16 protein-coding genes are annotated in these 16,423 nt (G+C 65.5%); 7 read left to right on the top strand and 9 right to left on the bottom strand.

Annotated features, from left to right (window positions below; translation table 11 throughout):
- Positions 1 to 56 precede the first annotated feature (56 nt).
- Both AC4ELS_RS15655 and AC4ELS_RS15650 read right to left on the bottom strand, forming a co-directional pair.
- Complete coding sequence (locus tag AC4ELS_RS15655) at positions 57 to 344, bottom strand: hypothetical protein (protein WP_499048061.1); 288 nt, start codon at positions 342 to 344, stop codon at positions 57 to 59.
- A 132-nt stretch (positions 345 to 476) separates the two neighbouring features.
- On the bottom strand, positions 477 to 1,184 hold the full coding sequence (locus AC4ELS_RS15650) for a histidine phosphatase family protein (RefSeq protein ID WP_499048060.1): 708 nt from the start codon (positions 1,182 to 1,184) through the stop codon (positions 477 to 479).
- Between the two features lie 29 nt (positions 1,185 to 1,213).
- Here AC4ELS_RS15650 and AC4ELS_RS15645 point away from each other — a divergent pair, with 29 nt between their 5' ends.
- Together AC4ELS_RS15645 and AC4ELS_RS15640 are read left to right on the top strand one after the other, a co-directional pair.
- On the top strand, positions 1,214 to 1,876 hold the full coding sequence (locus AC4ELS_RS15645) for an O-methyltransferase (protein WP_064958547.1): 663 nt from the start codon (positions 1,214 to 1,216) through the stop codon (positions 1,874 to 1,876).
- A 27-nt stretch (positions 1,877 to 1,903) separates the two neighbouring features.
- Positions 1,904 to 2,722 carry a DUF2127 domain-containing protein gene (locus AC4ELS_RS15640; protein ID WP_499048058.1) on the top strand — a complete coding sequence of 273 codons (819 nt, stop codon included), beginning with the start codon at positions 1,904 to 1,906 and terminating at the stop codon, positions 2,720 to 2,722.
- Here AC4ELS_RS15640 and AC4ELS_RS15635 read toward each other — a convergent pair.
- Positions 2,631 to 3,497, bottom strand: a complete 867-nt coding sequence (locus tag AC4ELS_RS15635; protein WP_165609165.1) for an AraC family transcriptional regulator — start codon at positions 3,495 to 3,497, stop codon at positions 2,631 to 2,633. The two genes, AC4ELS_RS15640 and AC4ELS_RS15635, sit on opposite strands and share 92 nt — an antisense overlap.
- Positions 3,498 to 3,522: 25 nt before the next feature.
- Between AC4ELS_RS15635 and AC4ELS_RS15630 the strand changes: the two genes are divergently transcribed.
- The 5 genes from AC4ELS_RS15630 to AC4ELS_RS15610 all read left to right on the top strand — a co-directional run bounded on the left by AC4ELS_RS15630 (position 3,523) and on the right by AC4ELS_RS15610 (position 7,949).
- Positions 3,523 to 4,785, top strand: a complete 1,263-nt coding sequence (locus AC4ELS_RS15630) for an amidohydrolase family protein (RefSeq protein ID WP_064958549.1) — start codon at positions 3,523 to 3,525, stop codon at positions 4,783 to 4,785.
- 166 nt (positions 4,786 to 4,951) lie between these two features.
- Complete coding sequence (locus AC4ELS_RS15625) at positions 4,952 to 5,446, top strand: WXG100 family type VII secretion target (RefSeq protein ID WP_448444687.1); 495 nt, start codon at positions 4,952 to 4,954, stop codon at positions 5,444 to 5,446.
- A complete protein-coding gene (locus AC4ELS_RS15620; RefSeq protein ID WP_499048056.1) occupies positions 5,431 to 6,642 on the top strand; it encodes a WXG100 family type VII secretion target in 1,212 nt (403 codons plus the stop codon). The genes AC4ELS_RS15625 and AC4ELS_RS15620 overlap by 16 nt, the downstream gene beginning before the upstream one ends.
- Positions 6,643 to 6,674: 32 nt before the next feature.
- Positions 6,675 to 7,217: a hypothetical protein gene (locus AC4ELS_RS15615; protein ID WP_499048054.1), complete on the top strand. Its 543-nt coding sequence runs from the start codon at positions 6,675 to 6,677 to the stop codon at positions 7,215 to 7,217.
- Between the two features lie 45 nt (positions 7,218 to 7,262).
- Positions 7,263 to 7,949, top strand: coding sequence for a hypothetical protein (locus tag AC4ELS_RS15610; RefSeq protein ID WP_448444681.1), 687 nt, complete (start codon positions 7,263 to 7,265; stop codon positions 7,947 to 7,949).
- 3 nt (positions 7,950 to 7,952) lie between these two features.
- Here AC4ELS_RS15610 and AC4ELS_RS15605 read toward each other — a convergent pair whose 3' ends face one another.
- From AC4ELS_RS15605 to AC4ELS_RS15580, 6 genes are all read right to left on the bottom strand, one after another.
- Positions 7,953 to 8,399 carry a hypothetical protein gene (locus AC4ELS_RS15605; protein WP_499048052.1) on the bottom strand — a complete coding sequence of 149 codons (447 nt, stop codon included), beginning with the start codon at positions 8,397 to 8,399 and terminating at the stop codon, positions 7,953 to 7,955.
- 41 nt (positions 8,400 to 8,440) lie between these two features.
- Positions 8,441 to 9,649 (bottom strand): cytochrome P450, encoded by a 1,209-nt coding sequence (locus AC4ELS_RS15600; protein ID WP_499048050.1) that lies wholly within the window; start codon positions 9,647 to 9,649, stop codon positions 8,441 to 8,443.
- Positions 9,650 to 9,816: 167 nt separating this feature from the next.
- Entirely contained in the window at positions 9,817 to 11,199 is a 1,383-nt protein-coding gene (locus tag AC4ELS_RS15595; protein ID WP_499048048.1) for a 9-bladed beta-propeller domain-containing protein, read from the bottom strand.
- A 99-nt stretch (positions 11,200 to 11,298) separates the two neighbouring features.
- Positions 11,299 to 13,035 (bottom strand): ABC transporter ATP-binding protein, encoded by a 1,737-nt coding sequence (locus tag AC4ELS_RS15590; RefSeq protein ID WP_499048046.1) that lies wholly within the window; start codon positions 13,033 to 13,035, stop codon positions 11,299 to 11,301.
- A complete protein-coding gene (locus AC4ELS_RS15585) occupies positions 13,032 to 15,629 on the bottom strand; it encodes an ABC transporter ATP-binding protein/permease (protein WP_499048044.1) in 2,598 nt (865 codons plus the stop codon). The genes AC4ELS_RS15590 and AC4ELS_RS15585 overlap by 4 nt, the downstream gene beginning before the upstream one ends.
- A complete protein-coding gene (locus AC4ELS_RS15580) occupies positions 15,629 to 16,339 on the bottom strand; it encodes a TetR/AcrR family transcriptional regulator (RefSeq protein WP_499048042.1) in 711 nt (236 codons plus the stop codon). The genes AC4ELS_RS15585 and AC4ELS_RS15580 overlap by 1 nt, the downstream gene beginning before the upstream one ends.
- Between the last annotated feature and the right edge of the window lie 84 nt (positions 16,340 to 16,423).

Below are 16,423 nucleotides of genomic sequence, written 5' to 3'. Positions count from 1 at the left end.
GAGAAGGCCAGTGCCCTTCAACCGTAGAGCGCGGACGCGTTGCGCGCTGCTCCGGGCTAGACGACCTGCAGATGCCGCTTCGGGGGCTCGTCGGCAGAGTCTGGGGGAGCGGTCGGCGGGGCAGGAGCGATCTTGTCGTTGACGCTGGCCACGGCCAGGTCGACGCGGTTCACCGCGTTGTCGCACATGTCGCGGACCCGGCCGCTGGCGGTCTCGACCTCGTCGGCGGCACTGCGCAGGTAGGCCCTGAGATTGATCCGGAGCCGCTCACCGGCCCGGCGTGCCCGCAGCCGTACCCGGTCGTCGACCTCGACGGTCACGTAGGGCAACAACCGAAACCTCATGACAGAAACCTCATAGCCGCGCTCCCATCTCCGCTTGCCTTGGCACACAGTAACCGCGCCCGGCCGGTGTTCGAGCCAGACGTGATCGGCGCCGCATTCCGCCAGTTTATGGCGGGTAGATCACTTCGTCAGCTAGCTTCCCGCGCCGTCCCAGTCGGTCAGGGTCCAGCCGTCGGTCGGATTGCCCTTGATGACGACGTAGCCGGTGTTGTCGAGCGGGTGCTGCATCAGCAGCTGAGGATTGGGATTGCGGACGTTCATCTGCACCCACAACATGATCGCGGCGCCGTGCGAGTACGCGACCGGATCGTCGTCGCCGCTGTCGTAGATCTGCTGCACCGCCCCGTCGAACCGGGCGTCGAACTCGTTGCCGTCGATCGAGCCGGGGATCCGGGCGGTCCGGTCACCACGCAGCCACTGCTCGGGGGCGGTGAAGTACGTCTGGACCGCGCTCGCCTCGCGCTGGCCCTCGTAGATGCCTGCCTCGACTTCGTGGAGCCCGGGCAGCACGGTGATCGACTCGTGCAGGGTGTCGGCCATCGGCTGTGCGGTCTGTTGGGTGCGGATCATGGTCGAGGCGAAGATGCCGTCATAGTGGTTCGGCGCCAGGCGTCCTGCGCTGGCGACGGCTTGCTGCCGGCCCAGGTCGGTCAGCGGCGGCCCCGGCGTGGAGCTGTCGATCAGGCCTGAGGCGTTCCCGGCCGACTGGGCGTGCCGGACGAAGGTCAGGGTGATGGAGCGGTAGCCGCCCGCCGCCGCGGCCGGCGCCAGCAGCGTGGCGAGGACAAGAACGATGGCGGCTGACAGCGGGAGTGCTCGTAGTTTTCGCACACCGGCCATAATTCACCCTCCGGCGTAGGTTCGTCAGGGTGACTACCACTCTCGATGACGCCCGCGTCGCGGACGCGCTGGACCGGATGTACGCCGCCTCCGACGAGCAGTTCAAGAAGATGCGCGAGGGCGGGTCGGGCCGGTTCGCCGATCTGTCCGGTGCCACTGCGCAGGAACGTGCGGACGCGCTCAGCGACATCTACATGCCGGTGACGCGGGAGGCCGGCCGGTTGCTCTACTCGCTGGTTCGGGCCACCAGGCCCGCGATCGTGGTCGAGTTCGGGATGTCGTTCGGTCTCTCGGCGCTGCACCTGGCATCGGCGGTGCGCGACAACGGAACCGGGCGGGTCTTCACCACCGAGCTCAGTGCCGCGAAGATCGCCGCGGCCAAGCAGACCTTCGTCGAGAGCGGCCTCGACGACGTCATCACCGTGCTGGAGGGCGACGCGCTGGAGACGCTCAAGACGGTGACGGGTGGCATCGGCTTCGTCTTGCTCGACGGCTGGAAGGAGCTCTATCTGCCGGTGCTCAAGCTCCTCGAGCCCCAGCTCGCCACGGGGGCACTGCTGGTCGCGGACAACACGTCGATGGCCGACACCCAGCCGTATCTGGACCATGTCCGCGAGCCCGCCAACGGGTACGTCAGCGTGAACTTCCTGGCCCGCGACAGCGACAGCATGGAGCTCAGCTGCCGCGCTTAGCCGGTTCGGCCGGGCTACGGTGCTGACATGGTGGATTTCGCGCTGCGGTCATGCGGGCTGCGCGGTCACGCCACGTTTGCCCCGGACGAACCGGAACTACGCGACCGGTTGCGCGTAGACACCCCTGTCGGCGAGGCGTGGCGTTGCCTGCGCTGCGAGACGTTCGTGGTCGGTCCTCCCCGAGGTCACGGGCCCGCCGACACCGCACCGGAGATCCCCCGCGGCCGGCTGCTGCGAGACCGCACCATCATGCGACTGCTCGCCACCGAGCGGGCGGTGCGCGGGATCGTGTTCACGCTGCTGGCAGTGGGCATCCTCAAGGTCCGCGCATCCCGCAGTGAGCTGCAGGACGCGTTCGAGAAGGACATTCCGCTGATGCGGCCGCTGGCCGACCAAATCGGTTGGAACATCGACGATTCCAAGATCGTGCGGCACATCGGCGAGGCGTTCACCTTGTCGTCGACCACCCTGCTTTGGATCGCCGTCGGTGTCGCCGCCTATGCCCTGGTCGAGTTCACCGAGGCCGCCGGCCTGTGGCTGATGAAGCGATGGGGCGAGTACTTCGCGGTGATCGCCACCGGCGTCTTCCTGCCGCTGGAAATCTACGAGCTCACCGAGAAGGTGACCGCCCTGCGTCTCGGCGCACTCGGGATCAACCTGGCCGCAGTGGTCTGGTTGCTCTGGAGCAAGAGGCTTTTCGGGATCAACGGTGGCGGCGAGGCGTACCGCACCGAGCATCACACCGAGAGTCTGCTCAGTGTCGAACGGGCCGGGTTGGCCACGCCTGATGCTCCTCACGCGAGCGGTTCCGATACGCCGACGGCGTCTGACCACAAAACTGGGTGAAGCACCGGGTGAACGAGCTGAGATTCTCGAACCCCACCGCCGTCGCGGTCGCCTGCACCGACTGATCGGGCCCGGCCAGCAATGCCATCGCCCGCAGCATCCGAGCATGCAGAAGGTATGTCCGCCAAGAGATTCCGATCGTGTCGGCGAACAAGCGGCGCAGCGTCCGTTCGGACACCGCCACCGCCCGGCTGACGTCCTCGGCGGTCACCGAGGCGAGGTGTTCCTTGGTGTACGCCAACGCGGCAGCCACGATCGGATGATCGGTGGTCGGCAGGCTCAGCGGCGCTTCGTGATCGAGCGCCTCGACGACGAGGTTGGCCAACGTTCGGAAGAACGTGTCGGATGTGTCATCGCCATGGGCCCGGTCCACCGGCCAGCGCAACCCGTAGATCATCATCTCGCGGATCAGCGGGGACACCGCGATGATCCTGGCCCGGTCGCCGCCATCGGCGATCATCTCCGCATCGAACATCACCGCGACGGTCTTGACGTCGGGGTTCATCACGGCCTGGTGTTGCAGGCCGGCGGGAATCCACGCGGCCTGCTGCGGCGGAAGGAGATAGTGCGCGGCGTCCGTCTCGACCTCGACCACACCGTGCAGCGCGTACTCGATCTGGTGCACCTCGTGGGAGTGCCAGCCGGTGATCAGCCCGTCGCCTTGGTAGAGGTAGCTGCCGGCCAGCGCATGTCCGCCACGGCGCAGTTCGATGACCGGCCTCGACATGTTGGCCGGTTCAGTCAAACCTCTGTCCGAAAGTGCAGAGACGGTCACACCGTCCGAGGGTACTAGTTGAATCATGCAGACCGACGACCTGATCCTCATCAGCATCGACGACCATGTCGTCGAGCCTCCCGACATGTTCCTCAACCATGTGCCGGCGAAATACAAGCCCGAGGCACCCATCGTGGTGACCGACGACAAGGGCGTCGATCAGTGGATGTACCAGGGACGTCCGCAGGGCGTGTCCGGTCTCAACGCGGTGGTGTCATGGCCGGCCGAAGAGTGGGGCCGTGATCCGGCCGGCTTCGCCGAGATGCGGCCGGGCGTCTACGACGTCCACGAGCGGGTCCGCGACATGGACCGCAACGGCATCCTGGCCTCGATGTGCTTCCCGACCTTCACCGGGTTCTCCGCGCGTCACCTCAACATGACCCGTGAGGACGTCACGCTGGTGATGGTGTCGGCCTACAACGACTGGCACATCGACGAGTGGGCCGGTTCGGCGCCCGGGCGCTTCATCCCGATCGCGATCCTGCCGACGTGGACTCCCGAGGGGATGTGCGCCGAGATCCGCCGCGTGGCCGCCAAGGGTTGCCGCGCGGTGACGATGCCCGAACTGCCCCACCTCGAAGGTCTGCCGAGCTACCACGACGAGGAGTACTGGGGCCCGGTGTTCCGCACCCTGTCGGAGGAGAACGTGGTGATGTGCCTGCACATCGGCACGGGCTTCGGGGCGATCAGCATGGCGCCCAACGCGCCGATCGACAACCTGATCATCCTTGCCACCCAGGTCTCGGCGATGTGTGCCCAGGACCTGCTGTGGGGACCGGCGATGCGCAACTACCCCGACCTCAAGTTCGCCTTCTCCGAGGGCGGAATCGGTTGGATTCCTTTCTATCTCGATCGCAGCGACCGCCACTACACCAACCAGAAGTGGCTGCGCCGCGACTTCGGCGACAAGCTGCCGTCAGACGTGTTCCGCGAGCACTCACTGGCCTGCTACGTCACCGACAAGACCTCACTCAAGCTGCGCCATGAGATCGGTATCGACAACATCGCGTGGGAGTGCGACTATCCCCACAGCGACTGCTTCTGGCCCGATGCCCCCGAGCAGGTGCTGGCCGAGCTGAATGCCGCCGGCGCAAGCGATTCCGACATCAACAAGATCACCTGGGAGAACTCGGCACGGTTCTTCGGCTGGGATCCGTTCGCGCTGACCCCGCGCGATCAGGCCACCGTCGGCGCACTGCGCGCCAAGGCCACTGACGTCGACACCTCGATCCGTCCGCGCGCGGAGTGGGCCCGCCTCTACGAGCAGAAGCAGCTCGCCAAGGCCTGAGTCGTTCGATCTGCCGTTGGCTCTGCGGTGAGGGCGCGAAAGTTCGAGTAACCCACGCCCTCACCGCAGACTCAACGTTTGGTGCTTCGGCGACCCCGCTCGGTGAGTGACAATGTGACCACTCACGCGAACGAGGGGTCGTCACGTGCCGTACACGGTGTCACAAGTGCTGGGGTCGAACCCTGAGTCCCTGCTGACCGCCTCCCTCGACGCACGAGCAGCTGCGCAGCGCGTCAATGCCCAGATCGAGAAGTCCAAGAGCGAGTTCGCTCAGCTGAAAAATGATTGGCTCGGCACGGCCGCCGACGCGGCCCAGAAGCAGGCCCGCGAGATGTTCGAGGATCAGACGGCTTACCGGGACAAGCTGTACGAGGTGGCGAAGCCGCTCGCTACCGGCGGCAAGGACCTTTCCGAGCTCCGCGGCAGCCTGAAGTCCGCAGTCGATTCGGCTGAGGACCTATGGGATGTCGCGGACAACGGTTCGGTGACGCCAGGCTTCTGGCTCCGTAGGCTGGCCGCCATGTCGAAGGTGACTGCGATGGTGATTGAGTCCAAGCGGATCACAGTCGAGTGCGACATCAAGTTGAAGCTCGCACAGTTCGAGGCCGCCGACCGCAACACCGCCTACAAGGTCCGCAAAATCGGATGGGACTTGACGTGACCGTGCCGCTGGGCGTGACCGTCGGGTCGCTGCGCGATACCTCCACGGGTTTGGAGAACCTATCGAGTGGGTTCTACAACGACGGCGCCGGCCCACAGCTAACTACCGCAGCCGGGTCCGTCGCGGGTTTGGATACCGGGTCCGCGTGCCGGGAAGTCGGGGATGCATTTCTGCGGCGGGCACAGGCACTCGGCGACGCAGCGTCGACGTTCGCAGGCAAATTGGATTCCGCAGCGTTCCTGTATGAACACGGGGACAGTGCCGCGGCCGGACGCATCGACTTCGACCCACCGGAAGAGGAAGAGGAACGCGTCGGCGACGACCCGGGCGAGCCAGGATACGACCCGGTCAACGAGTACTTGGACGCGTTGCATGACGCCGGCTTGCTCAGCGGCCCGTCAGACGGCTTCTACCGCGAGTGGTTGGCCAACGCCGCGAAAAACGATGTCCCACCAGAGGTGATCGTGGACATCGCCCGGCGTCACAACATCACGCCCCAGAGCTTCGACGTGCTCAAGGACCTGGAGCGGATCACCGACAACAACGGCACAGCGGATGTCAGCGACGACAAGACGCACTTTCTGCTGCCGAAGGGTGTCAGCGCTGAGGACGCCAAGAACGCAGCCCTGATGACATACATCCTCAATGCTGGAACTGGCTACGGCAGTTCAGATCCCAAGAACAGCAATCCGAGCGGTCCCGATGAAAACGACTTCGCCGAAACGCCGTACACAGCCGAAGAGGTACAGCGCATCATCGACAGGCAGAACACAAATGGATGGAGCTATGCGGCGGCCGAACACTTCACCGGGCGCCTCACCACTACACCGAATGGCATGTTGATGGGATTGGGCGGCAATTTGATCGAAGATCCGCTGAGCCAACAAGGCGGTTCCACGTACGGCGACGTCTTCGTGGTGAACATCGACAACCCCGAGGATCCTGCGGAACAACTCCGCACCATCATCAAGTCGGTACGTATGTGGTACGACGGCGACGATGGACCGTTCAGGGGCGCACTCGATCTTGATCGGATCTTGCATCACGAGGAGCGCCATTCCCAGCAGTGGGCTCAGCTCGGCTTCAAAAACTTTGTCGAACAGTACGGGCAGAAGATGCTGGAGGAGCCGGTTACCGGTAGCCGCAACCCATTCGAGGACAATGCCGGCGCCTCCGACGGAGGTTATCACGAATGATCTGCCGGACCCGCGCGGTACTCATCCTGCTCATGACTTGGATTGCCGTCTGCGGCTGTGACCCGCTGGGAAAGCCGTCGCTGGAACCGAGTTTCGGAGTTCGTGTGACGGACGGAAAACTCCGGATCTGGACTGGTTCGCTGTGTAACGGCACTACGGGTGTCGATCTCACTTTCGATATGTCCCAAGACAGCGAGGCGACGCTGCAACTCCGAACACCCGCGACTGCACTGAAGCAGACGTCCCAGGCTGCCGGCTCGGAACCCGCCCTTGGGCCAGACCCCGGCGTCGCAGTCGAGTACATCACGGTCGGCGGACCATACCCCGGCCTCGAGATCACAAAAGCACTGCCGCCCGATTTCGATTGGCACCGTATGACATCTCTCTTTGTCGGCATCGAGGGCCCACCCACCGCGTGGGGGACTACAACCGATCTCACGAAGGTGCTCGCCGAGTCCGCACAGCACCCCTCTGATGCCTACTGGTTCCAGGGCGTCGGTTGGCTGACTTCAACCGATGTCGTGGCCCAAAATGGCAAGACTTTCCTGACGTTGTGCACGCCCGACCCGTCCTGACCACTTGCGCAAAGAAGATGAGGTCAGGCGCGGAGACTGGTGCCGATGGCCTTCGCATTCATCGATGTGAACGTCTCGGCAGCGGTCACAATGCTGATGGATTCGGCGGCATTGGGTCGAGACCAGTTGGGACACCAGGGCGGTTCCACCATCGGCGACATCTTTCTGGTCGACATCGACAACCCAGCTGATCCCGCTCAACAGCTCCGCGACGTCATCGGCCGGACAAGCTTGGTACAGCGAACAGCGTCCCCCATCGGGTTCGATGACCGATCTCGAGCCGTCGCTACCCCGGGCATTTGGCGCCCGCATCACGGCAGGGAAGCTTCAGATCTGGACCGGATCGCTGTGTATGCGCGTCAACACGATCAAGTTCCAGTTCGACTGGGACGAAGACGCCAGAGCAGAACTGGCTCTACAAACACCGGTCAAGTCGCTTCAGCTACATCCGCCACCAGGCCAAATCCAAGGCGGCATCGGGCCGCCGGAGTAGACGTCGAGCACCTCACCTTCGGTAGTCCGTATCCCGGCTTCAATGTCCTCAAACCTCTTCCCCCCGAGTTTGATTGGCGCAAGGCCAAGTCGCTGGGTGTCCTGACCGAGGTGTTCGAACAGTCCGCACATCACCCGGACGACACCTACTGGTTCCAGGGAGTCGGCTGGCTCAACCCGGCCGATGTCGCCGAGCACGACGGCAAAGACTTCCTGACCGTCTGCGCCCAGGTGAAATGAATTTCAAGCGTGCAGGGTGACGCCGCGGCCCTTGGCGTTCATCGAGGTGAAGGCCTCGGAGATCGCGATCTCACCAGCCGGAACGTGGGCCGCGACGACCGCCTGGGATTTGAATGCCACTGCGGCGGCACTCAAGCTGTGTCCGAATACGTGGTTCTGGTCCGGGGATTCACCCCAGACCAGAATCTCGGCACACCCGGCGGGAAGCTGTCGGCCGTCATCCGAGACCACCTTGGCATAGGCGTCGGGTCCCATGACCAGGACGCATTGCTCCTCGTCCGGTAGGCCCGGCGCTCCCCCCGCATCGACCAACTCGGCACCGAGGATCTGCACCGGCCGAACGTCGACCGCATCGGACAGCGCCACGCTGACCCGCCAACCACTCATCGTCCTGTCGACGATCAGTCCCCCGGCGTTGACAGCCAGTTCCGCGGCGTCCCGTGCCACCACGTGCATACGGTATCCGACTGCACCGCCGCCTTTTTCGCCCTTCATCGCAGTACTCGCACCGGGACGTGGGCCCATCCCGCGACGTTCTGCATACTCACTCGCTCGCAGCGGTCCCACGCCACCTCGTAGCGGGGCATGAAGTCCAGGAGCTTGTCCAGGGCGATGCTGCATTCCAATCTGGCCAGTGCAGCACCGAGGCAGCTGTGGATCCCGTATCCGAATCCGAGGTTCTGAGCCTCGGTCCGGTCTCGGTCGATGTCGAACACGTCGGGATCCGTCCAGGCATCGGGGTCACGGTTGGCCGAACCGCCGACCAGGAACACCGGCTTGCCCGCCGGAATCGTCACACCGTGCAGCTGGATCTCACGTTGCGAACGCCGAACGTTGTACTGGGCCGGAGCCTCGTACCGCAGCAGCTCTTCGATCGCGGCCGGTATCTTGCTGCGGTCCTCACGCAGACGCTGCCACTGTTCCGGGTGGCGGGCGAACATCACGGTGGCCGCACCGACCAGCTTGGTCACCGTCTCGGCCCCGGCACCGCCGAGAAGTGTGGCGAATCCCGCGATCTCGGAGTTGCGCAGGCGGGTCAGCTCGCCGTCCTCGCGTTCGATCTCGGCCGAGATCAGCCGGCTGATCATGTCGTCGCGCGGCTCGACCTGGCGCTGTTTGATCAGGTCGTAGTACAACAGCCAGGACTGGGCCATCGCTTCGATCCCGGATTCCGACATCTCGATCTGGCCCGGCTCCCGGTGCAGCGAGGCATCGATCCACAGCCGTACCTGCTGGCGTGATTCCGGCGGGACCCCGAGCATGGTGGTGATGACCTCGACCGGGAAGTATGCCGAGAAGTCGGACACCACATCGAATTCCGCCGGATCGACAGCCGCGAGGTAGCGATCGATCTGCTGGGACACCATGTCCTGCAACGCGGTGATCGCCCTGGGGGTGAAGACCTTGTTCACCAGGCTGCGCATGTGCCGATGCTCGGGCGGATCCAGCGAGATGATCATCTTCGCCGGTGCCTTCTGTCCTGTCCGGACCATGGCGAGGTCGACGCCGTACGCCGACGAGTACGTCTCGAAGTCCTTGAATGCGGCCGCCACGTCGACGTGCCGGGTCAGCGCGTAGAAGTCGTATTCGGCGCTGTAGTAGACCGGAGCTTCGGACCGCATGCGCCGATACGTCTCGTACGGACCGTTGAAGAAATCCGCCGAGAACGGGTCGAACACCACCTGCGCCGTCGTCAACATGGCCTCCCGCCGGAACACCCAACCCGCCCCGACATCATTGCGGGACGCCCAACTGTAATAGTTACAGTAGGTCTTGTTCAAGTATCCGATCGGCTAGTACCTCGGCTAGCGTGCGGGTGGCACCCCACTACGCCTGGTCAGCACCGGCCTTCAAGTTACCGCTGGAGTCACCTGGTCGGCGGTACCAGCGCGGTGAACTCGGCGCTCTGCGGCAGTAGCTGCACAAGGGTTGATCCGACCGCCCACATGGCAGGCGGATCGGCGATCTGCCATAGCGTCTCGCAGGTATTGGTGTCGACTGCCGTCAATGCCCCGTCACGTTCGAATCGACCGATCACCACCGTGCCGTCGGAGCCGACGAAGTCCATCGCACCCAGCGGTACCCCGGAACACGCCGAGACCTGGTCTCCAGTCGTCAGGTCGAACTTCTTCCACACCATGTCACGTCCGTGGACACCGAGATCGTGGTTGATGAAGAGGTGTTCGCCGATGAATCGGTCCGCTACGGCGTTCTCGGTCCTGACCACCGACATCGGAGTGCCGTGATTGTCGAGCACCAGCTGCGCATCGTCGAGGTTGATCGCCAACACCGGCAGCTCACCTTCGCCGGTGGGCACAGCCGATGCCCCCTTCGGTGGGCGATACTCGCCGACCTTGGTGCCCTTCTCGTCGTAGAACCCGAACACCTGGGAACCACGGCCGCGCCGCTCATCCACCATGAAGCCGCCGATGACGGGTTCGACTTGCCGGTCCACGTTTTCGGCCAGCACCGCCCCGTCGACGACAGAGAACACGGTCTCCGGACCGTCGGCATTCATGGTCGCCGCTACCGTTGCCGGTGGGTCGCCCGGGAATCGGCTTCGGTCGAACGTCGACAGCAGGTCACCGTCGCCCGCCACCGACCACGTCAGCTGTCCCTGGTCGCCGATACCGTGCGCTCCGACACCGGTTTCCAACGCGACCGCATAGTTGCCGACCTGCTTCACTTCAAGAGCTCGCGCGCCTTCCTGTTGTGGACGAAGTCCGGTCGGAACGTGCGCGATGATTGCACCTGCGTCACTGTCGACGACCCACACATCGTCGCGATCATCGCTCAACAGATCGTTGACACACACCAGCCGTCGCGGGCCGTTGAGAAAGCAGTCGGCGGATCGGGCATCGGGAATGTCCACCGGAGGAAAGAGCGTCGTACCGTTCGAGACATCGATGCCCAGCACGGCGGTCTTCCTCAGTCCCTTTGTGCGGACAAGATACTCGACAGTGAAGTAGGCGCGGTTGCCGTCGTTGCCGATGAATTCCGGGTTGATCCTGACCGGTTCGGAAAGGATCTTGTTGAGATCCACCCGCCACCCTGGCACCGGCTCCGATTGCAGCGACGGCAACAACACCTGACCTGGCACGCCGACCCGGCCGGGGTAACTGACCGGATCGAGTTCAACCGCGGACGGAAATGGGAGCCAACAGCCGCTGACGAGGCCTGCGATGCCGACGAGCGTCGCCGGCCACCACTTCCGACAGTGCCCACCGGATTCCGCCTCCGACCCACGCATGCGATACCCCCAAATCTCGTCTGCCTGGACACCGGTGACATTAGCAACGGTGCGACGCCGGCCCGGACATCAATTTGTGTTCAAGGGATAACGCACTCGTCAGTGGGTGATCTGCCAGTCGGCGGCCTCGCGCTGCTGATTCCAGAACTCGTCAAAACGTCCGCGCGCGGCCAGCAGTTCGTCGATACTGCCGTCCTCGACGATCTTTCCGCCATCGAGGAACAGCACCCGGTCCGCATGCCGGATGCTCGCCAGACGGTGCGCGACGATGACGCGGGTGCGCGACTTCTCATCAGCGGTCAGGGCATCGACCACGGCAGCCTCGTTCTCGGTGTCCAGCGCGCTGGTCGCCTCGTCCACCAGCAGCACCGGCGCCGGCTTGACCAGGGCACGCGCGATGCTGACCCGCTGACGTTCGCCACCCGACAGTGCCGTCCCGGCTTCACCGACCTTGGCACCGTCACCGTCGGGCAGCCGCGCAGTCAGCTCGTCCACACGGGCCAGTCGCGCCGCGGTGGCGAGCTGCCCGGCGTCGGCGTTCGGGTCGCCGACCAGAATGTTCTCCCGGATCGTCCCGTCGAACAGATAGGGGTGCTGGAACACCACACTTGTTGCCGCCCTGCGGGTTTCAGCGTCCATCTGGGCCGTGTCGACACCGTCGATCAGCACTCGCCCCGCGGTCGGCTGGTGCAGGCCCGCGATCAGCGAGAGGATCGTGCTCTTGCCCGAACCGGACGGGCCGACAATCGCGGTGGTACCACCGGGCTCCAGGACGAAGCTGACGTCCTGCAGCACCGGGGTGGTTCCGTAACCGAAACTCACGCCTTCGAACTCGATACGCGGCGCGGCGGTCGTGTCCAGCGTGGCGCTGCCGGTGGCCATGACGGGGGCATCGAGGACGGCCCGGATCCGGCCGAGGGAAGCCCGGGTGGTTTCGATCGCCGGGGCCAGCTCCGACAGCGAGGTGAACGGCTCGAGGTAGCGCGCAGCGACGACGATCATCGCGATCGCCTCGGGCACGCCGAGAGCGCCGCGCACCGTCAGCACCGTGGCCATGCCGGCCAGGATCAACAGTGCCAGTTGGCTGGCCAGGCTGAACAGCAACTGTCCGGGCACCTGCATGAGCAGCAGCCGCATGCTCGCGCCGTGCTGGGCAGCCAGGGCGTCGCCGACCATGCTGCGGGCCGGCTCCACCCGCCGGGCGGAGCGCAGCGCCTGCTGGGTGCGGGCGAACTCGATGATGCGTTCGGTGAATGCCCGGTTGGTCTCGTCGGCCACTGTGTCCGCCTTGCGGCTCAGCCGGCCCGAAGCCCAGAACGCACCGAGCAGGATCACGACACCGGCAAGCGCGGCCAACCCGAGCGGGACCGAAATGAACAGCAGCGCAATACCGATGGCTGCGGGCAGCAGAATCGCCCCGATCAACGGCGTCAGGAGGTTGACCACCATGCCGACCAGTTCGGGGCCGGTCGCCGCGATCGCCTGACGGGCGTTGGCGGTGTTCGCCCCGTTGTCACCCCCCAGCCAGTCCATCCGGATGCCGGGCAGCCGGTCGGCCACATCGTGTTGAGTGTTGTCGAGCAGGGCGAAGCCCAGATCGAATCCGAGCCGTGACGTTGCGGTGTCGATGATCCAGCCGATGACCGTGGCGGCGGTGAGCCAGCCCAGCCACGGCAGCGCGTCACGTGGCACATCGCTGAACAACGCTGCCACAAGGGGAATCAGCAGCACGGTGCCGGCCGCGCGGATCACCACCGAAACGAGGGTCAGCGTGGCATAGACGCCGACCCGGCCGCGGCGGTCTGCCGGGATGAGAGCGATCAGGGTGCGGATCATCGTGCGGCCTCTCCTGCGGTGACGGCGTCGCCGGGATGCAGTGACTGACCGGTCTGCCAGAGCTGGTGGTAACGCCCACCCGCGGCGAGCAGTTCTTCATGGGTGCCGGTTTCGGCGATACGGCCGCCGTCGAGCACCACGATCTGGTCGGCGTGGGTGATGGTGTGCAACCGGTGCGCGATCACCAGCACGGTCCGGTCCCTGGTCAACCGATTGAGCGCCTGCTGCACAAGGTATTCCGATTCCGGATCGGCGAAGGCCGTCGCTTCGTCCAGGATCAGGACCGGGGTGTCGGCCAGGATGGCCCTGGCGATGGTGAGACGTTGCCGCTCACCGCCCGAGAGTGCCGACGACGCCCCGAGCACCGTCTGATATCCGTCGGGCAGGCGCAGGATCCGTTCGTGAATCTGGGCGTCGCGGGCGGCCTGCTCGATCCGGGTCTGGTCGGCGTCCGGGTCGGCCAGCGCGATGTTCTCGGCGACGGTACCCGCCACCAGCTGGGTCTCCTGAAGCACGAACCCGACCTGGCGGTACAGCTCGTCAGCCGGTAGGGACCGGATGTCCTTGCCGTCCAGCCGGATCGAACCCGTACCCACGTCATGGAACCGGGCCAGCAGCGCGGCCAGAGTGGACTTGCCCGAGCCAGAAGGACCGACGAGCGCGGTGACAGTGCCCGGACGCAAGGTCAGCGAGACATCCTGGATCACCGGAACGCTCGGCCGGTACCCGAAGGTCACGCCGTCGAACACCACTGCGGCCGACGCACCCGGCTCGTCCGCGTGCTCGAGCAGCGCCAGGTCCGCCTCGTCGAGCGCGTTCTGGATGCGGCGGGCGGCCAGCATGCCGCCGCGGATTCCACCCAGCCCGTAGCCCACACCGAGCAGCCGGACGCCGAATGTGGTGCCCAGCAACAGGAACGGCAGCAGATCGACGGGGTCCATCGAGCCGCCGATGATCATCGGGGTGCCGACGGCGGCGATGAGCCACAGGAACGTACCGGGCCGGGTGACCAGGTCCATCAGCGACTTCTTGCCGGTGAACGGGCGCTGCCAGCCGACGAGGAAGCCGATGTACTCGTCGAGGCGGCGACGGAAACTCGACGATGCCGCACCGCCGAACACCCGGACGACGGGCTGGCCCTCGAGGTAGGCGCCGGCCTCTCCACTCATCCGGTCGGCCCAGCGTTGCGCCTGGCCGATCTTGGCACCGGACTGGATGGTCATCACCGACATCAGCACCAGATAGGTGAGCACCGGGATGAACAGCACCAGCGCCAAGCGCCAGTCGACGGTGAACAGGTAGACCAGCACGGCCACCGGAGCAACCACCGCCGCAACGGCATCCGGGATCGCGTGGGTGACCAGGTAGTGCAGTGACAGGGTGTCGTCCTGCACCAGCTGTTTGATCGAGCCCGAACCGCGGGCGGTGAACCAGCCGAGCGGCAATCGGGCCATCTTGGTCAACAGCCGGGTCCGCAGCTCGCGTGCGAACTTCGCGTCGAGCCGATGCAGCCACAAGGTCAGGCCGGCGCCCAGCAGCGCGCCCAGACCCAACAGCCAGACCGCAGTCAAACCCAGTGTCCACAACCGGGATTCATCAGCACCGGACAACAGCAGCCGGGCCAACTCGACCAGCAGGACGAAGGGCGCCAGCTGGACCAGGGTGATGATCGCCTGCAACACACCCGACACGATCAGCGGGGTTTTCAGTGGGGCCAGCAGCCGTCCCGCACCCTGAGCGCGCCAGGTGCCGCGTGCGGGCGCAGCCGTGGCTGTGGCGGCAACAGGCTCGGCCACAACAGCTTCGGGGCCGGCGGTTACGGACTCGGCCTCAGGGCCGGGCTCGGCTTCGGTGCGATCGGTACCCATTGCCCGGCCCTCGGTCCAGTAGGCCTGGGCGTGCAGTTCTGATTTGGGGAAGCCGAACTCATCCTTCAGCCGCGCACGCAGATGTTTGAGCGAGCCGGCCTCCGGTGTCACCCAGCAGTACCAGTCCGACCAGTCCCTGGCCTCGATCGCGGCGGCCAGTGAGGTCGTGTCGTGGCGCTTGACCCAGTGCACCTGTAGCCGTGGGTGCTCGGCGATCGGGATCAGCAGGTCGTTCTCGTCGTGCTGTTCGAGATAGGCCTCGATCGGGATGTCGCGCGGCAGGGCGCCGATGATCCCGTTGATGGCGGGTATGGCCGCCGCGTCGCCGATCAACAGGTAGCCGGCGGGCAGGTCGTCCGGCACGGTGAATCCCGTGGAGCCCAGGGCCATCACCGGGATCGTGTCGCCCGGCTTGGCAGTGCGCGCCCACTTCGACGCCGGTCCCGACGGCTCGTGCAGCACCACGTCCACCGCGAAATGTCCGGTGTCGGGATCCATTTCGGACATGGTGTAGCCGCGCTGGAATTCGGTCTTCGAGCCGTCGGGATCCGGAACCCAGAACCGCAGGTACGACGTCGGCTCGGCGATGGCGTCCTCGAACACCGTCGGCGACACCAGGCGCAGGCGCAGCATGTTCGGTGTCAGATAGGTCGTCTCGACCACGGTCGCCTGGTGATCACGCGCGCCGAAGCCGCGCATCATCACTCCCTGAAATCCGCGTGCCATCAGCGGTCCTCTCCCTGGGCGGTCAGATCCGCCACGATGTCGGTCATCGGCCTGCCGGGGGCCACGGACGTCAGCAGTCCCCGGATCAGCGCGTTCATCAGAAGTTCCAGATACTGCGGGCCACTGAGTTGCATACCTGCGGTGTGCACCGGCCCGAGCGCCGCGTCACCGGCCAGTCGTTGGGCGGCGGCATCGCGCTCTACGACGAACTCGTCGCCGCCGCTGGCCTCGGCCTTGAGTTCGTGCTGGGCCGCGAGCCCGATCGCGAGCACGGCCACCGAACTGCTGAGCAGCGCTGCCCCCTCGGCCGTGTAGCCGCGCCTGCCCAGTGCGGCGATCTCGTCGGTCAGCAGCTGGGCGCCGGCTTCCCCGCGCGGGAACAGCACCTGCATGTAGGTGGCCAGGCCCGGATTGTCCAGGGTGAACCGGTGCAGGCTGACCCCGAACGCCAGCAGATGGTCTTCGACGGAGCGGGTCGGATCGTCGACGAACTCCAGCTCGGCGAGCAGGCTCTCCCCGACCAGGCGCTCGAGTTCCCATCGGCCGCTGATGTGGCGGTACAGCGCGGTCGCGGAGACCCCGAGTCGGGCCGCGACGGCATTGATGCTCAGGTTGCGCATGCCGAGCTCGCGACCGGCGGAGACGATGTCGGACACCGCGATCAGCGGCGGGCGCCCACCCACGCGCGCGGGGACACCGGTTCCGGCCACGACTACCTCCACAGGAAAGTTACCCCCACAAACTAAGGGTCACCTTAGTGCGCGTCAACCCCCGCTTGCATAACAGAGCGATTG

The organism is Mycobacterium shunyiense, assembly GCF_058270035.1.
The sequence above is the reverse complement of the archived record's forward strand: the minus strand, read 5'-3'. Positions and strand labels throughout refer to the sequence as shown.

Bases quoted from the DNA above. Each gene is read 5' to 3' on its own strand.
- AC4ELS_RS15655 (WP_499048061.1), bottom strand. From the start codon at position 344: ATGAGGTTTCGGTTGTTGCCCTACGTGACCGTCGAGGTCGACGACCGG.
- AC4ELS_RS15650 (WP_499048060.1), bottom strand. From the start codon at position 1,184: ATGGCCGGTGTGCGAAAACTACGAGCACTCCCGCTGTCAGCCGCCATC.
- AC4ELS_RS15640 (WP_499048058.1), top strand. From the start codon at position 1,904: ATGGTGGATTTCGCGCTGCGGTCATGCGGGCTGCGCGGTCACGCCACG.
- AC4ELS_RS15630 (WP_064958549.1), top strand. From the start codon at position 3,523: ATGCAGACCGACGACCTGATCCTCATCAGCATCGACGACCATGTCGTC.
- AC4ELS_RS15620 (WP_499048056.1), top strand. From the start codon at position 5,431: ATGGGACTTGACGTGACCGTGCCGCTGGGCGTGACCGTCGGGTCGCTG.
- AC4ELS_RS15615 (WP_499048054.1), top strand. From the start codon at position 6,675: ATGACTTGGATTGCCGTCTGCGGCTGTGACCCGCTGGGAAAGCCGTCG.
- AC4ELS_RS15610 (WP_448444681.1), top strand. From the start codon at position 7,263: ATGGCCTTCGCATTCATCGATGTGAACGTCTCGGCAGCGGTCACAATG.
- AC4ELS_RS15600 (WP_499048050.1), bottom strand. From the start codon at position 9,649: ATGTTGACGACGGCGCAGGTGGTGTTCGACCCGTTCTCGGCGGATTTC.
- AC4ELS_RS15595 (WP_499048048.1), bottom strand. From the start codon at position 11,199: ATGCGTGGGTCGGAGGCGGAATCCGGTGGGCACTGTCGGAAGTGGTGG.
- AC4ELS_RS15590 (WP_499048046.1), bottom strand. From the start codon at position 13,035: ATGATCCGCACCCTGATCGCTCTCATCCCGGCAGACCGCCGCGGCCGG.
- AC4ELS_RS15585 (WP_499048044.1), bottom strand. From the start codon at position 15,629: ATGGCACGCGGATTTCAGGGAGTGATGATGCGCGGCTTCGGCGCGCGT.